Source organism: Ruegeria sp. CDSC042 (genome assembly GCF_059610745.1).
This window is the reverse complement of record NZ_JBXWOF010000001.1, coordinates 629196-650611: the sequence shown is the minus strand read 5'-3', so window position 1 is coordinate 650611 and position 21416 is coordinate 629196. Positions and strand designations below refer to the sequence as shown.

18 protein-coding genes and 1 tRNA gene are annotated in these 21416 nt (G+C 54.8%); 16 read left to right on the top strand and 3 right to left on the bottom strand.

Going from position 1 to position 21416, the window contains the following annotated elements; translation table 11 throughout:
• Positions 1 to 123 precede the first annotated feature (123 nt).
• Positions 124 to 5736 carry a RecQ family ATP-dependent DNA helicase gene (locus tag AC2FHX_RS03345; RefSeq protein WP_496700285.1) on the bottom strand — a complete coding sequence of 1871 codons (5613 nt, stop codon included), beginning with the start codon at positions 5734 to 5736 and terminating at the stop codon, positions 124 to 126.
• 76 nt (positions 5737 to 5812) lie between these two features.
• On the opposite strand from AC2FHX_RS03345, the gene AC2FHX_RS03340 reads away from it, so the two are divergent.
• On the top strand, positions 5813 to 6055 hold the full coding sequence (locus AC2FHX_RS03340; protein WP_496700286.1) for a hypothetical protein: 243 nt from the start codon (positions 5813 to 5815) through the stop codon (positions 6053 to 6055).
• Between the two features lie 114 nt (positions 6056 to 6169).
• On the opposite strand, the gene AC2FHX_RS03335 is transcribed toward AC2FHX_RS03340, so the two are convergent.
• The gene (locus AC2FHX_RS03335) at positions 6170 to 6559 is read right to left on the bottom strand and encodes a hypothetical protein (protein WP_496700287.1); all 390 of its coding nucleotides are present in this window, start codon (positions 6557 to 6559) and stop codon (positions 6170 to 6172) included.
• A gap of 380 nt (positions 6560 to 6939) precedes the next feature.
• Here AC2FHX_RS03335 and AC2FHX_RS03330 point away from each other — a divergent pair, with 380 nt between their 5' ends.
• The 7 genes from AC2FHX_RS03330 to AC2FHX_RS03300 all read left to right on the top strand — a co-directional run bounded on the left by AC2FHX_RS03330 (position 6940) and on the right by AC2FHX_RS03300 (position 14775).
• Entirely contained in the window at positions 6940 to 7731 is a 792-nt protein-coding gene (locus AC2FHX_RS03330; RefSeq protein ID WP_496700288.1) for a hypothetical protein, read from the top strand.
• Between the two features lie 81 nt (positions 7732 to 7812).
• On the top strand, positions 7813 to 8220 hold the full coding sequence (locus tag AC2FHX_RS03325; RefSeq protein WP_496700289.1) for a helix-turn-helix domain-containing protein: 408 nt from the start codon (positions 7813 to 7815) through the stop codon (positions 8218 to 8220).
• Between the two features lie 224 nt (positions 8221 to 8444).
• A complete protein-coding gene (locus tag AC2FHX_RS03320) occupies positions 8445 to 10214 on the top strand; it encodes a site-specific integrase (protein WP_496700290.1) in 1770 nt (589 codons plus the stop codon).
• The gene (locus AC2FHX_RS03315; protein ID WP_496700291.1) at positions 10211 to 11923 is read left to right on the top strand and encodes a hypothetical protein; all 1713 of its coding nucleotides are present in this window, start codon (positions 10211 to 10213) and stop codon (positions 11921 to 11923) included. Before AC2FHX_RS03320 ends, AC2FHX_RS03315 begins: the two co-directional genes overlap by 4 nt.
• Before the next feature lie 287 nt (positions 11924 to 12210).
• Positions 12211 to 12585, top strand: a complete 375-nt coding sequence (locus AC2FHX_RS03310; protein WP_496700292.1) for a hypothetical protein — start codon at positions 12211 to 12213, stop codon at positions 12583 to 12585.
• A 10-nt stretch (positions 12586 to 12595) separates the two neighbouring features.
• Positions 12596 to 13009, top strand: a complete 414-nt coding sequence (locus AC2FHX_RS03305) for a hypothetical protein (RefSeq protein ID WP_496700293.1) — start codon at positions 12596 to 12598, stop codon at positions 13007 to 13009.
• Between the two features lie 686 nt (positions 13010 to 13695).
• Complete coding sequence (locus AC2FHX_RS03300; RefSeq protein ID WP_496700294.1) at positions 13696 to 14775, top strand: tyrosine-type recombinase/integrase; 1080 nt, start codon at positions 13696 to 13698, stop codon at positions 14773 to 14775.
• Positions 14776 to 15031: 256 nt separating this feature from the next.
• Here AC2FHX_RS03300 and AC2FHX_RS03295 read toward each other — a convergent pair.
• Positions 15032 to 15121 (bottom strand) — tRNA-Ser (locus AC2FHX_RS03295).
• Between the two features lie 183 nt (positions 15122 to 15304).
• On the opposite strand from AC2FHX_RS03295, the gene AC2FHX_RS03290 reads away from it, so the two are divergent.
• The 8 genes from AC2FHX_RS03290 (at position 15305) to proB (ending at position 21394) form a co-directional block, all read left to right on the top strand.
• Positions 15305 to 16087: a DUF2059 domain-containing protein gene (locus tag AC2FHX_RS03290; RefSeq protein ID WP_282021541.1), complete on the top strand. Its 783-nt coding sequence runs from the start codon at positions 15305 to 15307 to the stop codon at positions 16085 to 16087.
• The gene (locus AC2FHX_RS03285; protein WP_281994622.1) at positions 16087 to 16884 is read left to right on the top strand and encodes a DUF2059 domain-containing protein; all 798 of its coding nucleotides are present in this window, start codon (positions 16087 to 16089) and stop codon (positions 16882 to 16884) included. Before AC2FHX_RS03290 ends, AC2FHX_RS03285 begins: the two co-directional genes overlap by 1 nt.
• A 210-nt stretch (positions 16885 to 17094) precedes the next feature.
• A complete protein-coding gene (locus tag AC2FHX_RS03280) occupies positions 17095 to 17712 on the top strand; it encodes a 50S ribosomal protein L21 (RefSeq protein ID WP_271947092.1) in 618 nt (205 codons plus the stop codon).
• A gap of 11 nt (positions 17713 to 17723) precedes the next feature.
• Complete coding sequence (rpmA, locus tag AC2FHX_RS03275; RefSeq protein WP_120635433.1) at positions 17724 to 17993, top strand: 50S ribosomal protein L27; 270 nt, start codon at positions 17724 to 17726, stop codon at positions 17991 to 17993.
• A 93-nt stretch (positions 17994 to 18086) separates the two neighbouring features.
• Positions 18087 to 18695 (top strand): LysE family translocator, encoded by a 609-nt coding sequence (locus AC2FHX_RS03270; RefSeq protein ID WP_496688076.1) that lies wholly within the window; start codon positions 18087 to 18089, stop codon positions 18693 to 18695.
• A complete protein-coding gene (locus AC2FHX_RS03265) occupies positions 18692 to 19228 on the top strand; it encodes a GNAT family N-acetyltransferase (RefSeq protein ID WP_496700295.1) in 537 nt (178 codons plus the stop codon). The genes AC2FHX_RS03270 and AC2FHX_RS03265 overlap by 4 nt, the downstream gene beginning before the upstream one ends.
• 37 nt (positions 19229 to 19265) lie before the next feature.
• Positions 19266 to 20300 (top strand): GTPase ObgE, encoded by a 1035-nt coding sequence (gene obgE, locus AC2FHX_RS03260; protein ID WP_496691244.1) that lies wholly within the window; start codon positions 19266 to 19268, stop codon positions 20298 to 20300.
• Positions 20288 to 21394 (top strand): glutamate 5-kinase, encoded by a 1107-nt coding sequence (gene proB / locus AC2FHX_RS03255; protein ID WP_496700296.1) that lies wholly within the window; start codon positions 20288 to 20290, stop codon positions 21392 to 21394. Before obgE ends, proB begins: the two co-directional genes overlap by 13 nt.
• Positions 21395 to 21416 lie beyond the last annotated feature (22 nt).

Here is a 21416-nt window from a genome sequence, read left to right as displayed (position 1 = left end):
TGCATGAATGCTACGATTCACCCTGCGGCCGTTTTTGGAAAGCTGCACTGGAGCATGTTCGGTATAGTGAATAGCGGGTATAGTCAGGTCGCAAACCATAAATACCAACATTAGTCAGGTCGATCAGTCTTCGATCAGAGAAAAATCGCCACCATCGCCCGATTTTTTTTTACGGTTTTTTGCTTTCCTGGATCGTCTTGGGCCTTTGGGTACGTAATTGTCGTTTAACGCTTTCTCGACCAACCATGTAGCAGGGTGATTAGGGAAACCTTCGCTATAGTGGCGGATCAGATCGATATATTTGAAACCAAGCGCAGAAATCTTTCCGATCTCCTCGCCAGTTGAGGCGTTTTGGACCACAAGGCCGCCGCCCTTTGCCGCCAGTGCTAAATCTTTCTGTTTCAACGCTGCCGAAAGATCGTCCCAGGAGCGTGTATCGTCAATAGACTTGCGGATGAATGCTTTGAGGTCGAGTTTCAGCGGACGATCAATCTCCCGGGGTTCTGGAACCGAGTTATCCAATGCCTTTGCGGAAGGGTGGTCCGATTGTCGATATGGATTGTCTCTGAAACGGCCCGTCTGATCATCTTCTTCTGCTGTTGGTGTCGGCTGAGTATGCGAGGCTTCGGCATTCTCATGTCGGAAGATCAACTCTGGCAATATGGTCTCCCAACTATCGCGCTTATGGTAGTGGGCGTAGTCTTCGCCACTATCGATCTTACGCCAGTTGATGATGGCCCCGATCTGGCCAGACGCAAATACATGCCCGCGGGGTGGCTTCCACGATTTGGCCAAACGTCCGACAACACGTTTTTGGGCGTCCAACAAAGCCCAATGAGGTTGTTGAAACGCAAGGGAAAGAGTGTCCCCGACGTTGGCTGAGCGTACGGCGTTGTGCACTTCATGTGCATCCCTTTGGCGACCGGCGAACGACAGATCTACGATATCGAGCGCAGGCATCTGGTATTTTGTTGCAGGCAGCGAAGTTTCGTCGAGATCGGGCGTCACATGCCTGATCAGAACTGAGTCGGAACCCGTTTTCAGAAAGGGGTGCGCTCCGGATGTCAGCACTGTCAGGCTTTGCTGTGCGCGGGTCATTGCCACATAGAATAGGCGACGAGGGGCTTCGTTATCCTCCTCTTTCGACACTCGAGTCCAACCGCCATTTAGAATGGCGACATGGTCAAATTCAAGGCCTTTGGCCCTATGCGCCGTCAGCAACAGCAGTCCACGTTGTTCACCGCGAGTATCCCGAGACCAGTCCGCGATCCATTCAATGATGTCAGGTACCGGCATAGTTTTGGTGCCCAACTCCCGGGCCAGTTCCGCCACACCTTCTGCCAGCAAATCCACCCATTTGTTGCGAGGCTGAACATTCAGGACCGTGAGGATGTCCTGAATACCCAGAAGTGCGCCTTGTTTCTCACGCAGCCCGGACACCAGACGTTGGGTCTCCCTAAGTCGCCAAACATTTGGAAGGTCTTCGTTGGCCATATCCACGCGCAGATCTTGCGCTTCGGCATAGGTCCGAACTGCATCCAGTGATTTCCAGTCTCGGGAAATCACAGCAACGCGGGACCAGTTCCAATTGGGGTCCAGACGAGAAAGGCGTATCAGCTCGTCGATTGCTGCTGCAGCTTGCTGCATAGCGCCAGCTGGGACGTCCAGCAACTGCACTCGGCCATGGGCAACGGAATCCTTACCCTCCAGACGTCCGCCGCTGGGTTGAGAGAGCCGCGCCTGATTGATCTTGATTTGGTGATCAATTTTCATGCGTTCAGGCGCTTTGGATATGACCTGATTGGCGGCCTCGATAATATGTGCTGTCGACCGGTAGTTTTCGATCAGAAAAGATGGTCTGGCCTTATAGTCCTCTTCAAATCTTCGGATGAAATCGACAGAAGCCCCGTTGAAAGCATAGATATTCTGGTCGTCGTCGCCCACGGCAAACAGGCTCAGTTTAAGCTCGGCATCTTCCAGAGAACGACCGGCCACGGCGGAAATGAGCGCGTATTCCTCTGGGCCAATGTCCTGGTATTCATCCACCAATATCCAGCGAAACCCCTGAATCAGACTCTCGCGCTGCGCCTCTGCTTCGGCTTTTGCCAGGCCTTTGGGGTTGAGCTGGCGCACCGCCTCCATAATGACATTGTCGAAGTCTTCTGTCGCGGCCTGAACCCCCGCAAAACTGGCGCCAACCAGCTTCATCGCAAGCGAATGGCAAGTCGAGATCGTAACCCCCGCCGCATCATCGCCCACCAGCGCCCTTAGACGAACGCGGATTTCGGCAGCGGCATGGCGATTATAAGCCAGTACCAGAATACCGCGCGGGTCTTCGCGCTTCATCCGCAATAGATATGCGATCCGGTGCACCAAAACACGGGTCTTCCCAGATCCGGGGCCGGCCAGAACCAAAACATTGGTCTGTTCCCGATCGTCCGCGACAATGTCCTGTTGGACCTTGTTGCCCAGGTCTTCGACAATGGCGGTCCAGGACTTGCTTGTTGTCTGTCGCTTGACCTCACGTGCCATGCCCGGCATCCAACGCTTCATGAACTGCTCTTTGTTGAGCAGGAAGTAATCCTCAGACAGGCGTTCGGCGTCTGTGATCTTCTCGAGACCGGTTTCCGCGTAAGTTGCCATGACATGGGTCTGAAGCGTCTGTTCGGCGTAATGCTCTTCCAGAGGAAGGAAGTCCGATTGCGTGAACTGACCACCTTTGGGATTGAGGAATACGGTCATGGCGGGGCGGAATACAGTCAACCCTTTGCCCAGTGTCAACACGCCCTGTTCATGCATCCACAGCAGGGAGCGTTCTAACAGCTTGGTCATGTCGCGCAGACCGCTGGATTTTAAGACAGCATCCTGTGTGAGCTGCGCCAGAAGGTCACCCACAGTGGTTTCAACTTGCAGGTCTTTGCCGCGTGCGCCTTTGTCGAGTCGACCCGTCAGAAACTTCAAAAGAATCCCGGCCGCTTGCCACCGAACCTCAGCGGTTTGGGCAATGACGTCCCACGTCCTTACCCGAGTCACGTTCATGGTATTTCGGCTGATTTTGCGCAACCTGATATTACCGGTGCCACCATCCTGTCCCTTGCCGTCCCGCGCTATGCCCCGGATCAGTTTGTCGATGACATCGGGGCGGGCATCGGCGTGGTCCTGATCGCGCAGATGCTGGCAGGTTTCCTGCAGGTTCAGCGGTATTGGAGTCTCTTTGTCCGCATCCGGTGCCAGCTCTCGCATCGAGGCGATCAAATCCCGTTCAAGATTTGCAGCCTCTGTGAGGCGCCCGGAGGAAGACTGCGCCACACCGACATGGATGAAGAGCGTCATCGCAACGTCGTTTCGTGCGATGCCAAAGCTTTCGAGATTGGCCATCGCCTTGGTCAGTGCGCCGGGTGTCAAACCGCTGACGCCGCAGAGCTGATCGGTTGAGACCCCTTCATCCGCCGGGGCCAAAATCAGATGCTGCACGATGGCCAGCAATTGTTTGCGATGCGCTTGAGTGATCTCCGCATCCGCAAGCCGTTGTTTCGCCTCGTCCAGTGTGCGGACTGTTAGCGACGAAGGGAAAATACGAACTCGGTTCTCTTCTCGCGAAACAAGTGTTGCTTCTTCAAGCCAAGATACGGCCGTCTTGACGCGCGTGTCATCAGTCGCACTGTCCCGTTCAAATTCTTGATCTTTTTCGAACCGGACAATCTCACCCGCAGTGGCGACGATCTTGCCAGTTTTGCGTGTGCGCTCGTCGATCCGTCGTAGGGCTTTGAGAATGGCTCCGATTTCATGCCGTGCCAAACGCGAACCTGCGGACAGCCTGAACTGTCGTTCTACATCATCCCCCGCGTACAGAAGCACGCAATCGGCGACTTCCCGGTCGCGTCCGGCGCGCCCAGCCTCCTGCAGGTAGTTTTCCAAGGACCCTGGGATGTCTGCGTGCACCACCAGCCTGATGTCGGGTTTGTCGATGCCCATGCCAAACGCGTTGGTAGCTGCGATCACCCGCAGGTCTCCGACCCGGAACCGTTCCTGGACGTCGTGTTTGTCATCGGACCCAAGTCCAGCGTGAAAATGTGCCGCGTCCATACCTTGTGATTTTAGAAACTCAGCGACGCGCTCGGTCTCTTTACGCGTCGCGCAATAGATCACGGCGCCAGATCGGCCCTCAGCGGGCAGCAGCTCTTCGATCACGTTCAGGACATCGGTTAGTTTGCTGTTCTTAGTGGTAGGCCTGACATCAAATGTCAGGTTTTTCCGCGATGCTCCACCATCAAGGGAGAGCAGCTCGACCCCGGCGCGAGACTGGAAATGCTCGACGATATCGGCGACGACCTCTGGTTTGGCGGTGGCCGTGAGACATAGGATTGGGGCAGGGGCTTGATCGCCCGAGAACTCTTTGATGAACCTGCCCAGATATCTGTAATCCGGCCTGAAATCATGACCCCATTTCGACACGCAGTGAGCCTCGTCAATTGCCCACAGGCCAACTTCGCGCTGAGCCAGTACCGACCGGATTGATGTGCTGCGCAATTGTTCGGGCGAGATTATCAAAATGCCCGCATCGCCCATGCGGACTTTGTCCAGGGCGTCTTGCCGCTCGGGCATGGACATCTGACCATTCACAGTCACGGAACAGGAAATGCCTACGCGCTCCATACCCTGAACCTGATCTGCCATCAGCGCGACCAACGGAGAAATGACCACAGTCAACGCCCCGATTTTGTCGAACCGCGACAAAGCGGGCACCTGATAACACACGGACTTTCCAGTGCCTGTTGGTAGGATGCCGAGCAGGCTTGTTCCGGACATGGCCTCACCGACAATGCGTTCCTGCAGAGGGCGACCATCTGGGTCCACAGGCTGTGGACGGAAACTGTCGAACCCGAACCACCTGTTCAGCGCACGGACCGGGTCATTCTGTTCAGCACACCACTGGCAGGCGGGATCTTTGCAAGACGTATCCCTGAGATGCCGGACAATCAGAGATGCCTCGCGAAATTGCGCCCGAACCCATGGCGGCATGACCGAGTCCCCACCAGCTACGGTGATCCAGGATAGCGCATAGGCCATAGGCCATCCGTTTCGGGGATTGCTAAGCCTTCCCAGAGCCTGTTCGACCCGTTTACTACAAGCCCGACCGTCCAGCATCCGACGAATGGCGGCAACGGCTTCATCCTGCGGCGGGCAACTGGCTTTTCTTAGGTACTTGAAAACCGCATCGAACCCTTCCGATTGTTCCGTTCGAGTGGTCAGGAAGTGATAGGCTACGAGTGCATCTGGTTCGCTGTCGGCAAGGCTTTGAAAGGCATCGAACTGATTAGCGAGCACCTCAAAAACAAGCCGAGCGTCAAGTTCTGGATCATTGATATGCCCCGCAGCCAGCCGCCCGTCCTGATAGTGTTTGACCAGATGGTGGTACGGGTTGCGTGGGAAGGCCAGCGGGTTCAGCCACAGTGTATCAATTGGTGCCCGCATGATCTGAGTCAGACGTGGTCTGGCAGCAATTAGGTGTTCCATATCGTGGTTCAGGAAATTGTGACCAATCGGATGTGGGACACCTGCGATAGCCTCTTCCAGGCGGTCGAGATCTTTCTCCAGCGTGCTGGATTTCGATTTCAAAGCCGGTTGCTCATCGTTTCGGATGGCGGCAAAGGCAAATACCTTCGAGGTTTTGGGATCCACCTCCAGATCGATGGACAGACATTTGGAAAGAAACTCGTTATGTCGACCGTTCATTTGTGATGCGCAACTGTTCCAAGATTGCAGTCAGAGAATACCTTTTTGAGACCATGTACAACCCGGGCGGGAAGTGATGACTAAACCTATTGGTTGCAAAGCCACAAATGATGGCGATCAATCAAAGTCTGGATACGGCCTTGCCGGTGTGGTTCCAACAAACCAGACAATTTTTTTGCTTTTAGTCTTTATCCGTTTTCGGGAACCGCGCAGCGGTGATGCTGGTTATTTTGAACGGTCGGTTTGGGATGGCCACGCGGGTCTTGGTGATTGGGCCTCAGGCCAATTGCATCGCTCGTCGAGCTTAACAGGTGGGTGAAAATCTTGGGGCCAGTCACATCCAAATAAACAAAGCAACTTGCCGATCGTGTCCTCGGCAAGTTGCACTTTCTATAGTGCCAAGTTTGAAAGGGCGGAAGTGGAGAACCGCGGGCTAAACGAATGCTCCATCAAGTCCGCCCAATGGCTTCGAACTGAAGGATGTTAACATCCAGCCTCCTGCCTCCTCATGCACATAGAGTTTCTCGGGTGCCAAACGTTGTTGCAGAACGTCATAAACGGTTTTCATGAACTCCGGCGGCAATTTGAAGTGTTCGACCGAGAAGTTTTCAACTCCATCGAAGCTCACTTTTTCAATCACGGGCATCAGACCAGGGCGGCCGAAGTCATCGCTCCAATCGCCGCGGAAAAAAAGCACTCCCAAAACGGAACACTCATTCATTGATAGTGTGAACCGAATGGTCCGGCCATCTTGATCAAGGAGCAATGCTCCGTTGGCAATGGTATTAACCATAGATTTCGACAGATACTCTTTTAAAGTCATAGGTTTCTCTTTGATTGCGGTTTGCCTCGTAAACAGGAAGTGGGATCAGAACTGGAAGCGAGAAGTAATTCTTTGGATATTTTTTGCTCGACGATTGTCAGTCCCGAAAAAACCAAATCCAAATGGGCCGCAGGCCATTTGTTGATTTCCTGATTTCAGGCACTTACAAGACTTCGCGGTCATAAAATATGTTTATCATCAGTAGTTTATAGAACCTTTCGTCGCATCGATCCGGGATGATGAAGCGATCCTCCGGGTGACCAAAATCACGATCCGGGTCTCGCGCACCGTCGATCCGGTGTTTTCACACACCTATCAAACCGTCTTTGGAGCGAGCGTGTCGGTACGAATTTTTCGACATACGAAACACGGAGAACGACATGCCCGAATGCAATGGCCGCTTCATCATTTCTCGTCCGATGGCTGAATACATCAAACTATCGCCGCTGGGACCCAGTTCAAAAAAGCTGCTGATTGCGCTGATATATCTGCAGCATCTTGAAGAGGATGAATGGCCGACCGTCGTGCTCGACAAGGAGCCGATCAGGTATGAATACTCAGACAAGTACCTTTGTCGGCACTACCACACGCTGAATACATTTCGGACATTGGGTTTTGCGCCAAAGTCCAAAAGTGCTCGTTTCCTCGACAATGCGATCCACGATCTGCGAATGAAGACGGATCTCTTCGACATGTTGGAAGTTCAGGCGGGCAAACCAACAGTCCTTGTCTGGCAGTTTTCGATTTATGCCGCCGCATTGATGACCATGCGAAGACCCTATGCACTCATGCACACCAGAGACATCGCCCGCATGAACACCGATTTTGAGCCCGGTTTCATCACCTTGTTGACACTGCACGAAAACATGGATTGGCCGGAGTTCTCGCTCTTTAAAGCGGTTCTCCATAATCGTGGCTGGGAAGGTTTTCGCGACGCTCCCATACCTGACATGCGAGGATTCAAGCCTAAACTGAAGCGGCTCCTGAGAAAGTGGAGCGCTCTCAAGTCTCATGAATACGCTGCCGTGATCTGTCAAAACGGTGAACGTCCGGGCGTCACCGATGTCCGCATTCGTGTTCGCCACGCAAGAACAAAGTGGTCCGAAAACAGTTTTTACAAAGTCTGCATCCGCGACGAGTTGGTAAAGATCCCTAAAGGCACCAACTGTTAGTTGGCGGCCTTTAACGTGATGCAGCAAAACAAGTTTCGGCAATTTTTTCCCAGATCGGCGTTGTGGAACCATCTGCTCTTTATGAAGCGACTATCCACACTCAGAACCCACTCCGCGGCGCTGGCCGGTCTGCCAAGCCTGTCCCAGACCCAGATATCGAACCGATGGCAACTGCATTCGGACACGGTGCGCCGGGTGCTGCGCGAATACAGCATACGTCCTGCACCCGGGCCATGGAAGCGGCCCCGCTATGCCATCACGGATGTCTGGCGGGTCGAAGGCGTGCCTCATGCCGAGATGCTGGATCAAGATCAACATCCGGCGCTGCTTGAGTCATTGCTGACTGGCAAAGACCTTGCTGAGGAACTCGGCTGCGTTCCGGCAACCATCCGCAGTTACGCCCGCGACAACATCATTCCAAGCCTTCGCATCGGTGGCTCGATCCGGTTCCGGAAACACCAGATTGAGGGGCTCTTTGATGTTGTGTGAGGCCGAAAACACCGCAATTCGCACCTTTGCCAGATCTGGAAAAAGTGAGGAATACGCCCACAAAACCTCATTTAAATACGTTTTGGAGCCCTTTTCCTCATTTCGCTTCCAGAGTGCCGAAATTCGAAAAAAGAACCTCAAAACGCATCTCTGAAGATCACCCGGATTTCCAAGAACAACCGCGTCACTAACGCCAAAAAACAACACCAATGATGGAGGCACTAATGCAGATGACCCTCGAGCAAGCTGTCGAAAAACTCGACGCCGGAGATTACCCATATTCGCAAGCAAACGCGAAGAAGATCCGGGGATCCGCAAACAAATGTAGGAAACTGCCAGGGTATAATTGTCCGCTGGCGATGATCCCGGTCGATGTCGATGCCTTCGTCAAGCGATGGTCAAGTCACATCGCCAACAAGGATGCGCCCGAAGGCTTCGACACTTTCAAGCAGTTCGAAACGTGGCACGGCAACGTAAAAAGCCTGATGGCGCACGCGTCAGGATTGCGCGCCGAGGAAAAGCGTCTGCGCGGGCTGGAGGACGGCTGGTCGCAGCTCCAAAAAGCCGCGACCGCTCTGATCCAACCGCGTAGAAAAGGAAATAACATCCAAACACCAGAACTTATTGCCCTGACCGTTCTGACAAGCCTGGCAAGAAGCAAGGGCGTACAGCCGGCGCAGCTGAATGTTGATATGTTGCACCTCTGGATGAAAGACTGTCACGATCAGGGCCGCAAGAACGCAGTTCGTAAAGCTGCGCGTCTTCTGGATCGCCTGCATGAGTTTCCGGAAACAGTCGAACCAGCGCTGTTGCCAGCTGTGATCGGTGAAATTCCGAAAGCCACACGCCATCGCATGACGCCACAACTGCCAATCGAAGTTACGTCAGCCATTCGAGAATACCAGGCGACGATGAGCCTTGGCCGACCTTATGATGGGCTTTTGGCGGGCCGCCGTCGCGCCCCGCTTTCGCCGCAGACCGTCAAATCTGCTGGTGACGATCTGAACTGGTACTTCACCTGTCTCACTGAACTCGGTCGATTGGATTTGGGCGGTGGCCAATCCATCGCGGAATTGACCACGGCAGATAATCTGTTTGCCGCCTTCGATGCGGAAGTGGGCGGCGAATACTATTGGAAGCCGCTCGGGGCCAGAACTCTCAAGAAGAATATGGGTGCAGCATTTCGCTTCGCGCGTGAGTTTCACCCTGAACTCTCAAAAGTTCAAAAAGAGTTCTTTGAGACCGAGTACTTCCAAAACTGGGACACAATGACGGAGGCAAACCAGGCGTTCTGTCGGCGCCTTGTCACGTCACCACGGCGTGTCAAAAAGTTTCTGACGCTCGCAGGTGATTTTCATTGCCAGGCTGTTCCACTGATCCAGAACTACAATGATCTTTTGATGGGCGATCAGGCTCGTGCAGTAAGGCTATCGCTGGCCGCTGCCATGGCCGCTGTTTTGACCTTTATGCCACTGAGGGTCGATACGCTCGTCAACCTGTCAGTCACTGGCGAGAAGGCCAATGTTTCCTTCCCGATTGGTTCGCGAACTGTCAGCTTCGCCATTCCAAAGGAAATGATGAAAAACAAGAAACCTTTGACAGCGTTTATCAAAAAACGCGGCAAGGTCGATCCTCGTCGCGTCTTGGAATGGTGGCTGAACGAAGCGCGTCCATACTTCATGAAGCGGCTTCACAACCCGGATCCACATCTGCTGCTTGGGGGAGCCCGTTACAGCAATGCGGCTGATGCCTGGCGTTACGCCACCGCATCGGCCGATTCATACATGAAGTTGCATCAGGTGCGTCACGCCATCGCCTCGATCCTGATCAATCAGCCCGGCGCCGATCTGAACGTCATAGCCGCACTTCTCAACAATTCTCCAGCCACGGTTTCGAAGACTTACGCATTCTTTGACCAAACTGCAGCGATTGAACGCGGCCAGGATGGGTTGGATGCCGTCAACAACGCACTCACAAAAGGGAAAAACAGATGAAGTACCTGATCACGGAACAGGAATTGCCGCGACCTATGCGTCAGTATCTCGCCGACGTCGATACTGGACGGGCCTATTATGCAAAACGTCTTCGCAAGAGCAGGCATGCTCTTTCCTCAGCCTTTCGCGGTCTCATCGAGACCGCGCGACATCATGGTTATGCGGAAAAGCTATCGCGGGAGACTGGAGTGGCTTTTTTTAATCGCCTGAGGGCGGACGGATGGCAAGAAAACAGCCTGAGTAGTCAGGCAGGGCTGCTTCGGAAATACGCGTTTGAAACCGGCGAGGGCATGGAGTGGGCGATCGCAAGCGGCGCATTTGACCGCCGCCCTCTCGAACTCGTCTTTCGAGCACCGCATTGGTCGCGATTTCTCGCAATCCAATCGGAGTTGCAGGAGGTCTGCGAGCCTTCGCTGATCCGTCTTGCCGATCGCTGGATGCGCTGGCGTCAGTCGGTGCCTCGACTTGATGATGCCACAATGCAAAGCTTCAAAGCAGACGCGCGTAACCTCGGGCTTCTGGCTGAAATGATGTCGGAAATTGATCCGGAGAACCCGGACACAATCCTCCTACAACAATGTCAACGCATACGTCGAACGGTTACACGCCCAATATCGCCTCCGCATAAGAAGCCCTCGTTTCATGACCTTCCGGAACCTTTCCATACGGAAATGGCTCGGATCGCCGCGCGGTCCGATAAGCCCAACGGTCTGTCCAGTGCCCGGATCGAATTGTTGTCCTGCGCTCTGCGGCGCTTGGTACGGGTCACCAATAGCAGGCAAAAGCCAGTGGAGCTTTCGATGGAGACGGCGAAAGCCTTCGCCGAAGATGTCTTCGACAGCGACATCACAACGCGAAGCAAAGCAAATTATTGCGACGCACTCGCGGGCTTTGCAAAACACGCCAACTATCCCAGCGAAATTCGCGAGGCGCTTATGGAAACGCACAATGCATTGAAGCTGGAGTCCTCGTCTGATCTGCGTCGGAAGGAGGTGGCGTTGGCACAGAACCCATTGAATCTCGTTGACCTCGCAGAAATTGCCCATGCGCGACTTAAACAGGCTCCTCACCAGGATCATATCCGTACCCGTCGTCGGGACTACGCGCTTGCTGGCGCTATGGCTTTGTTGGCGAAACTGCCATTGCGCTCTCTCGACCTGCGGACCGGGCGGATCGGTAAGGAATTCCATAGAGATAGTGAAGGTTGGAGCGTGGAGATCGAGACGTCCAAGACCGGAACATTCATCAACGGTCGACTTGCAGATTGTCTGATCCCTTACCTGGATGCGACGCTACTAATGGGTGTCGGTGACATACATCTATGGACCGTCTATGAGGCGCGGGTCGGAACGGCACTATTCGGCAATCCTGCTCGCGGTTGGAAACCATTCGGTGACAATTGGTTATGGGAAAACATGCGGCGACTGACCGGCCACGGGCCACATATCGCTCGTAGTCTCACATATGATGCCGTGGTGGAGGACCCCGATCTGGATCTACGCGTCGCGCAAGCGCTCTGCGGTCACGCCCACGAGACAAGCCGGCATTTCTATGAGCTGAACGCAGATCGCTACCGGCGATTGGAAGCGCAAGACATCCTCGCGAAAATTGCTGAATCGAGACCGAACAAAAAAGCCTTCGGCGCCTTTGTTGAAAACGCGGTTCCGCAGCTGGATCGAGAATGCAAGACCCAGACAATACAAACGTGATCGCGATATAATTCACCGCGCACCAGATTGATAACAAGTGCGGCATAGGCGGCAAGATCTACTCAATAGCCCTCGGCGACTCCTCACTTCGATCGGTCGCGTGCCTAATAGGGTGTGAAGTATCCCGGCCCTGACTTCCTCTCATCTTGCTACGTCTTTGTGAGCAGCAAGATGAGAGAAAGCTCAGAGCTCAGATCAACAGAAACTACGTGCAGGGTGAAAGGAGAACGCCCCCGCCTGCGCGCTTGTCGTCCGATGGGGGCGGCGTAAACACAGGGTAATTCCCAATGAATAACAACCAAATCCTGACGCAGGTCGGCGTGTTCCTCGAATCTGCTGATCTCGATCTTCAACATGCAGTGTTGCTGCTCGGTGGATCCGCAGCCCTGATGCGCCTGCAGCGACTGCGCGCGTCGGTCGCAACTGCCAACGCCTACACGGTCCAGCATCGCCGTGGCCTGGAATGGCTGCGCGACCTGCTCACTCTGGAGCACGTCGGTGATCCGGACCGTATTGAAAGCGGATTTTTCGCTGAGATTTCACCGGAAGATCCGGCGGTGCTGGTCATCTGCGGGTTGACTGACCAGCTGGAAGCTTTGATCGCCAGAATTGATGAACCAAAGCTCACGTCTGTAGTGGCTGAGACTGAAGCGGCGGCGTGAGGAGATCGTAATGAGCTACAAATACATTCGCCGGGAACAAACGCTCGAGGAGCTGGGTGCTTGCGTGATCTCGCAAGCGGCCGCTTTTGCAGACGACTGCGCGCGGCATGGGCCAATTCCGCGCGGGCTGATGCGGCGCAGCTTTTCGCATATGCTGGAGCGGCTGGAACGCGGCGACGTTCTCGATGAGCGGGACGATGCGTGTATCGCAATGGTCGGCAAGGATCTCGTCTCCGCTGCAAATGCACGGTGCGCGGGTTACGGAAACAAGGTGCTCGAGATGGACACTGATGAAGATGTTCTGATCGACAGCGAACTGGAGCGGCTGCGTCTCCGAATTCTGGCATGGAGCCAGTTTCAGTTTCTCCGAAATCGCCTGAGGGCGCGGGTGAAGGCGCAATTGCTGATTGGCGCATCGTCCTGACAAGATGCGGAGCGGCGCCGTGCAACTGCGCCGCTCGCAAATCCCAACAGGCAACCGACCTCCATTGCTCCACACAGGCTGCTGAATCAGAAATTTACCGACGATCCCGGGCATCGCGAATCCATCTTCGTGAGATGGATTTGACCCAGTCGTTTCAGTTTCGGTCTCAAAATAGGGATTCAAACCAATCTCCCAGCTTTGAGTAGCCGCGCCTAACTGCTCCTTACACCCAAACGAAGTTGTGAGGAGAAAATGAAAACTCGTGCACCAGAGAACACCAGAAAATTCGGGACAGGGATGCCTGAATCTAATTGGGCGTTCGCGAGGTGATCGAAGCGGCTCCGCCAGGTTGGTCATCTTGGCCACAAGCTCTGCCGCTTCAACCTCTCAGTTTCCACCAACGGCACAGGATAGGGCCCCGAAAAACAATAATGGGACATGAAAACAATGGCTAAACGAGCAGTCCGAAACCCTGCTTCATTCGAAAACCTTGAGCTGATTGATGGGCTGGCCAACCGGCCTCCTCCCATCAAGACAGCAGTCGTCGCGCGCCTCAGCGGATTCTCCCAAAGGAAGATCACTGACCTCGCAAGCAAGCAGGAAATCCCTGGCGCCACAAAACGTGAAGGTCTCTGGCTTTTTGACCAACACGCAATTCACATCTGGCTCAATGAGGGAAACAAAAAATGTCGAGCAACATCTACAAGCAATCGGGCAGCAAAAACTGGCATCTCCGTGTCACGATCGACGGTGTCCGCCACAGAGAGTCGCTTCGAACAACTTCGAAGCGCGTCGCGGAAAAGAAGGCGAAAGACCGCATAAAGGAATTGCGGGCGAAAGCCGATAAGGGCGAAGACGATTGGTTGTTTCAGGTCGGTTACGTCAAGTTCTACGACGGAATGGGGCAGGGAGACACCGCTTGGTCGGACGAGACCGTCAAGCGTTACAAGACAAGCCTGCGCCAAATACTCAACATCCTCGATGAGCTTTGTGAAGATGAGGACCGTGATATTCGCGATCTCTTTGCAACGGATATTACAACGGCCGTGGTATCCGAGTTCGTCGAGCGAAGGAAAGACAAAGGTGTCACTGTGTCTACGATCAACCGCGATCTGACCGCGTTCCGGCACCTGATGGCTGAGATGAAAAACCAAGGTTGGGTTAGTGAGAACCCAGTCGTGTCCTATGAACGACAGGGAATGAAAGAGAATTTACCAGACATTGAAATTCCAACGGATGACGCAATCAGGAAATTGGGGGCCAGAGCACCGGGAACACTGGCGTTCTTTCCGGAGTTCCTAAACGAAACCGGGGGGCGGGTCACCGAAACTGCGATGCTCAAGTGGTCCGACATAAAGGGACTGGAGCAGCCGACTGAAGGCAACGTTAAGGTCACCTATCGGAAAACCAAAGGGGGCAAGATCCGGGTCGTATTATTGCGACAAGCGGCGATCGACATCCTCCTTCGCATTCCGCGCTCCAATTCGTCCCCATATTTATTTTGGAACCGGAGCGATCACGGCTACTACAAGGATGCCTCGAACCTGTTCTGGGAATACGGGCAAGAAACTGGATTTGGCTCACGCCTGCATGATATCCGGCACAAGTTCGCGATCGAACGTCTGCAGGAGGGCTGGAGCATCTACCGGGTCAGCCGCTACATCGGCCATGTGTCGGTGAGGACGACCGAGCGCTATTACTTCCGGTATCTGACCCAGGAAGAGCAAGATGCCGCGAGTTCCGATGGGGACAACGGCTTCCGGTAAGTCTTCGCTGGCTCATGACCTGAAGACGGGTCTCGCAGATCTGCGGGGCCCGTTTCCCATTGTCGATCTGCGATAAGCAATGGCTGTCTGAACGACGCGTTTGCCGTGAAAATTGGAGTGGACCGATGACATAGTCGGCGCAATCGGAGCTCGAAATGTGACATAGTATGTCAAGTTTCGGGATTGTGAGGTCTGGCATGGGCACCTGATGAGTCGCCGCATCGGCGATAACTATTCTTACTTATCAGGGATATAGTGGCGGAGAGACAGGGATTCGAACCCTGGGTGGGCTTGCACCCACAACGGTTTTCGAGACCGCCCCGTTCGACCACTCCGGCACCTCTCCGCGGGGGTCTGTGAGGGGGGGATTTAGTGATGAACACCCGGGGGTGCAAGCAGAAAGTTTCATAATTTAGCAATCCCAGGATTTTCCGTTGCCAGATGCCGCAAAACCCCTAGGCTTCTGTACATGAGACATTTTACGCACCACATCACCACCGCCCTTTCGCTGTTTCTTTTCACAGTATTCATGCTGCCAATCCCGGCATCCGCTGCCGGGCGCGATAGGATCGAGGCATTCTTGACCACAACCGGTTTCGACGTTGCCCTTGAAAGTATTGCTCTGGCCTCGGCCTCGGCACCTCAGATGCTGGGTTTTGACCCCGATGGATTCGGGTCGGACTGGGCGCGGCTGACCGAAGAAGTTTTCGATACCAAAGACATGCATGAAACTGCAGTTTCGATTTTAGAGCAGACGCTCAGCGATCAGGCGCTAAATCACGCGGTAGAATTCTATGCATCAGATCTGGGTCAACGACTGGTCTCTGCTGAAAACGCTTCCCATCTGATCGAGGATGACGAAGCGAAACAACAGCAGGGGCAAGAGATAGTCGCTCAACTTGTCCGCGAAGGCTCTCAACGTGTTGAGAGTCTAAAAAGGATGAACACTGCCATCGACTCAAGCGGTACTTCTTTGCGCGCCCTTCAGGAAATACAAATCCGGTTCCTCCTCGCCGCCAGCGCTTCAGGTGTGATCGAACTGCAGTTGGATGCAGATGAATTGCGCGCAATGATGAAACAGAACGAAACCGGGATGCGACAGGCCTTACAGCTTTCTGCACTTGCCGGTGCTGCTTATACCTATCAGGATTTCTCGGATGCGGATGTCATCACCTATGTCGAGGCGTTGGAACAGCCTTTAATGCAGGAAGTCTACGAACTTTTGAACGCCATTCAGTATGAGATAATGGCTATGAAATTCGAAGTCCTGGCAACCAAAATGGCCGAGCTTCACCCCGCACAGGACATCTGATGCGCATTCTGATCGTTTTTGCCCTGATCTTCTGGGCCACATCATCCGGCGCCGTGGAAAAAGCGGATCGGCTGGCGCAAGCAATGCGTCTGGAGAACCTGATCGAAATCCTCCTGTCCGAAGGCGGAAAGATGAGCCAAGAGATGGACGCCACTTTGTTGGATGGCAACGGTGGCGCTCTGTTCGAAACTCGGGTCGAGGCGATTTATGATCCCGATTGGATGTATGATCAGTTGGTCCAGGGATTCCGGCAAAGCCTGGATGAAGTGCATTTGGAACGCGCCATCGCCTTTTTTGAAAGCGATCTTGGCCAGACCATCGTTTCCCTTGAGAATTCCGCACGGCTTGCATTTGTTGATCCGGCAATCGAAGACTTGGCAAAACAGGCCTATTTCGAAAACACCAAAGACAGCATGCAGTTCAAACTGGTCGAAGAGTACATACTGGCCAACGACCTGATCAAACAGAACGTGCGGAGCGCTTTGAGCGCGGATTACAACTTTTTCAGGGGGATAAATGACGGCCAAGTTCTCGATGACAGCGACCTTCTGGACAACCTTCTGCTGCAAAAGGACGGGATCGAGCAAGAGACAGAAACCTGGCTGTATTCCTTTCTGTTGATGGCCTATAACCCTTTGAGCAACGCCCAAATGCGCAAGAACATCGCGTTTTCTCGAACGGATACAGGGCAAGCGCTGAACAGCTCACTGTTCGAAAGCTTCGACAGCATGTATGATCAGATCTATTACGATCTGGGAAAGGCGGTTGCGGCTGTCTTGCAGGGCTCTGATCTTTAGTCGCCATTTCATGTTGACTTTCCTCTGCAATCTTTGGATAAGCGCCCATCCCGGCCGGAATCTCCGCGCCGGGTATCGTTATTATTGACCCAAGGGGCTGATCCATGGGTCATTCACACAGCCCGAAAAAGGGCGCGCTGTTCGAGGTGGCTGAGGCCGAAAACACCCGCAAGGGGACCACAGAACGCGGGTTAGACAAAGGAAAGACGCATGTTTGCGGTCCTCAAGACTGGCGGCAAGCAGTACAAGGTTCAGGCGGGTGATATCCTCCGCGTTGAAAAATTGGCTGCCGACGCAGGTGAAAAAGTTCAATTCAACGATGTTCTGATGCTGGGCGGTGACGCTCCGGTTGTTGGTGCACCGTTTGTCGATGGTGCAGCCGTTCAGGCCGACGTGATCGAACAGATCAAGGGTGACAAGGTCATCAACTTCGTCAAGCGCCGTCGTAAGCACAGCTCAAAGCGTACCGTTGGCCACCGTCAGAAGCTGACCCTGGTCAAGATCACCGACATTCTGTCGTCGGGCGCTGACAAGTCGGGCATCAAAGCTGCAACCGGTTCTGCACCGGCAGGCGAAGCTGCACCCGCAGCGAAAAAGCCCGCCAAGAAAGCTGAAGCCAAAGCAGAGGCACCCGCCGCTGTTGCTGCTGCAGACGATCTGACCGCGCTGAACGGTGTCGGCCCAGCCGCTGCCAAAAAGCTGAACGAGGCCGGTATCGAGAGCTTTGCCGCTCTGGCCGCCTTGTCGGACGAGCAGATTGCTGCTATCGAAACGGTCAAAGTGAAACCCGAATGGGTTGAGCAGGCCAAAGAGCTTGCTAAAGGCTAAGGAGAGAGAGAATGGCACATAAAAAAGCTGGCGGTTCCTCCCGTAACGGTCGCGACTCAGCTGGTCGCCGCCTTGGCGTGAAACTGTATGGTGGCCAGGCCGCCATTTCAGGCAACATCATCGTGCGTCAGCGCGGCACCAAGTTCTGGCCGGGCGAAGGCGTAGGCATTGGCAAAGATCACACCATCTTTGCAACTGTTGATGGCGCTGTGAAGTTCCACAAAGGCCTCAAAAACCGCACCTTTATTTCGGTCCTGCCAGTGGCGGAGGCCGCAGAGTAAGCCGAAACCCATAAGGTTTGAAAATTCTTGGGGGACCGGCAGAAAATGCCGGTCCCTTTTCTCGTTTTAACGCAGGTTCGATCAAACAGTCCGATGACAGTCGCAACCACCAGTTTCCTGATCTTTGCCGCCAGTCAGGTCGGCACGCCGGGACCGGCCAATATGGTCCTGCTGGGAACCGGTGCGCGTTACGGGTTTCGGGCAGCGCTGCCTTTTGTGGGCGGCGTCATTCTGGGCAAGCAGCTAATCATCTGGCCGGTGGGCTTTGGGTTGCTGCAATTGGCGGATCAGGCGCCGGCGGTGTTTGCTGTTCTGAAATACGCCTCGGCGGCCTATATCATGTGGCTGGCTTGGAAGATCGCCAACACGCGGCTGTCCCGGCAAGAGGCTGATGGCGCAGCGCCAGGGTTTCTGGCTGGATTGATTGTTCATCCGCTCAATCCCAAGGCCTGGGCCATGATCGTTGCGGGGTTCACGGGGTTTGTCGCCGTCGGAACACCAACTTTTGAGGCAACGCTCGCAATCGCGGCTTGTTTGTTGATTTGTCAGGTGATTCTTCACCCAATCTGGACATTTGCCGGGGATAGAATTGCCCACGCGGTTGAAGGTCGGCCGATGGAAAAATATCTGATGTGGACGTTAGCAGGTCTCACTGTTGCGTCTGTACTTTTTGTGTTGTTCGGAGGAGGAACGCACCTATGAAACTTGAGACGATCATAAACCAGCCGGTCATAGAAACCGAGCGGTTCGATCTGCGCCCTCTGCGCCGGTCGGATCTGGGTCTCATCGAACATTATGCCGGAGATGAGCGGGTTGCGCGTATGACGACAAGGATTGCGCACCCTTTGCCGCCCGGCGCGGTTGAGGCCTTTGTGACCCGGTCCATGGCCGAAGACCGCAGCGAGGATGTCTGGGCGATGGACGCGACCAAGGATGGCGGTCCGGAGCTGATAGGCCTGATCTCTTTGGAACGCCTGGATCGCAACCAATCCGAGGTCGGCTATTGGGTGGCTCCTGTCTATTGGAACACCGGGATCGCATCTCTGGCGGTCGAAACACTGGTTGTCGCCAATCCGCTTGAAAACACGTCGATGTTCGCAAGCGTATTTCAGGACAATCCAGCCTCAGCCAGGGTGCTGACGCATTGTGGTTTCGAATACCTGGGTGATGCCGAAATCTATTCGGTGGCGCGTGATGCGAACGTGCCCACTTGGACATACAGTAAAAAACTCTGACTTGTGGCCGGTGGGGCCTTTGCAGTAGGGGACAGTCATGAAATTTCTCGATCTTGCAAAGGTCTACATCCGGTCCGGGGCCGGCGGTGGCGGCTGCGTCAGTTTTCGGCGCGAAAAGTACATTGAATACGGCGGTCCCGATGGCGGGGACGGCGGTAAAGGTGGCTCTGTCTGGGTCGAAGTTGTGGATGGGTTGAATACCCTGATCGACTTTCGCTACCAGCAGCATTTCTTTGCCAAGAACGGTCAGCCTGGCCGAGGACAGCAGCGCACCGGAAAAGATGGTGATGACATCATTCTTCGCGTCCCGGTCGGCACTGAGATCCTGGACGAAGACGAAGAAACGGTTATCTGCGATCTGACAGAGGTGGGCCAAAGGGTCCTGCTGGCCAAGGGCGGCAATGGCGGTTTTGGCAACCTGCACTTCAAATCGGCCACCAACCAGGCTCCTCGTCGGGCTAATCCGGGTCAGGCAGGTATCGACCGCACGATCTGGCTGCGCCTGAAACTGATTGCCGATGTCGGCCTGTTGGGAATGCCTAATGCCGGCAAATCGACCTTTCTTGCTGCGACATCGAACGCACGCCCCAAAATTGCCGATTACCCCTTTACCACCTTGCACCCCAATTTGGGCGTGGTGGGTGTCGACAATGTGGAATTCGTGGTGGCCGACATCCCCGGTCTGATCGAGGGCGCACATGAAGGACGTGGCATCGGAGACCGTTTTCTGGGCCATGTCGAACGCTGCGCGGTATTGCTGCATTTGGTTGATGGCACCTCGGAAAGTGTGGCCGAAGACTATCGCACGATCATTCACGAGCTTGAAGCCTATGGTGGTGAGTTGGCCGATAAGCCTCGCATCACCGTCTTGAACAAGGTCGACGCCCTGGATGACGAGGAACGCGAACTGGCCAAGACCGAGCTTGAAGAGGCCGTCGGAGGCTCCGTAATGGCAATGTCTGGTGTGGCACATCTGGGTGTAACCGACGTCCTGCGGGCTTTGCGCGGTCGGATAGACGATGACCGCGTGCGCCAGAAACCCGCCGAGGAGGAACTGCCTTGGCAACCCTGACCGCAGCCAAACGCCTCGTGGTCAAGATCGGATCCGCCTTGCTGGTGGATCGGAACACAGGGTTGCTGCGATCTGATTGGTTACATTCGCTTGCTCAGGACGTCGCATGGCTGAAGGGGCAGGGGACCGACGTCATTTTGGTCTCATCGGGGTCAATCGCGTTGGGGCGTGGCGTTTTGGGTCTGCCCATGGCCACGCTTCCGTTGGAACAGTCGCAAGCCGCCGCCGCTGTCGGGCAAATCCGGCTGGCCCGCGCCTATGAAGAAGCCCTGACGCCTCACAACATTACCACTGCACAAGTGCTCGTCACGCTGGAGGATAGCGCGGATCGTCGCCGCTATCTGAATTCACGCGCCACCTTGGAAACGCTGCTGGGGCTTGGAGTCGTTCCGATTGTCAACGAGAACGATACAGTCGCCACAGATGAGATCCGATATGGCGACAATGATCGTCTGGCCGCTCAGATCGCCGTCACTGTTGGCGCTGATCAGCTGATCCTGCTGTCGGATGTTGATGGCTTCTACTCGGCCAATCCAAATGAGGATGCCTCTGCCAGGCGGTATGACGTCATCGAAAACATCACGCCCGAGATTGAGGCGATGGCGGGTGATGCCGGTTCCGGCCTATCAAAGGGCGGGATGAAGACCAAACTGTTGGCGGGAAAAATGGCCACGGCTGCTGGTTGCGATATGGCGATCACCGAAGGATCCCCTCTGAACCCGTTGAAAACGCTTGAAAACGGCGCGAACTGCACATGGTTCACAGCGACAGTTGACCCGCATGCCGCCCGCAAACGCTGGATTTCCGCGATGAAACCCCGAGGTGAGATCGTTGTGGACGCGGGGGCCGCGCGGGCGCTGAGCAATGGCAAAAGCCTTTTGCCAGCAGGAATAGTCGAAGTATCCGGAGATTTCGGGCGCGGTGATCCTGTTTCGATCATGGACCAACAGGCGCGACGGCTTGCGCAGGGGCTCAGCCGCTATACCGCACAAGAAGCAGACGCTATCAAGGGGCGCAAATCGACCGAAATCGAAGCCACTCTAGGCTATCCTGGCCGCGCGGTGTTGATCCACCGCGATGATCTGGCTGTTTGACAAATTGACTGAAAGGCACCTG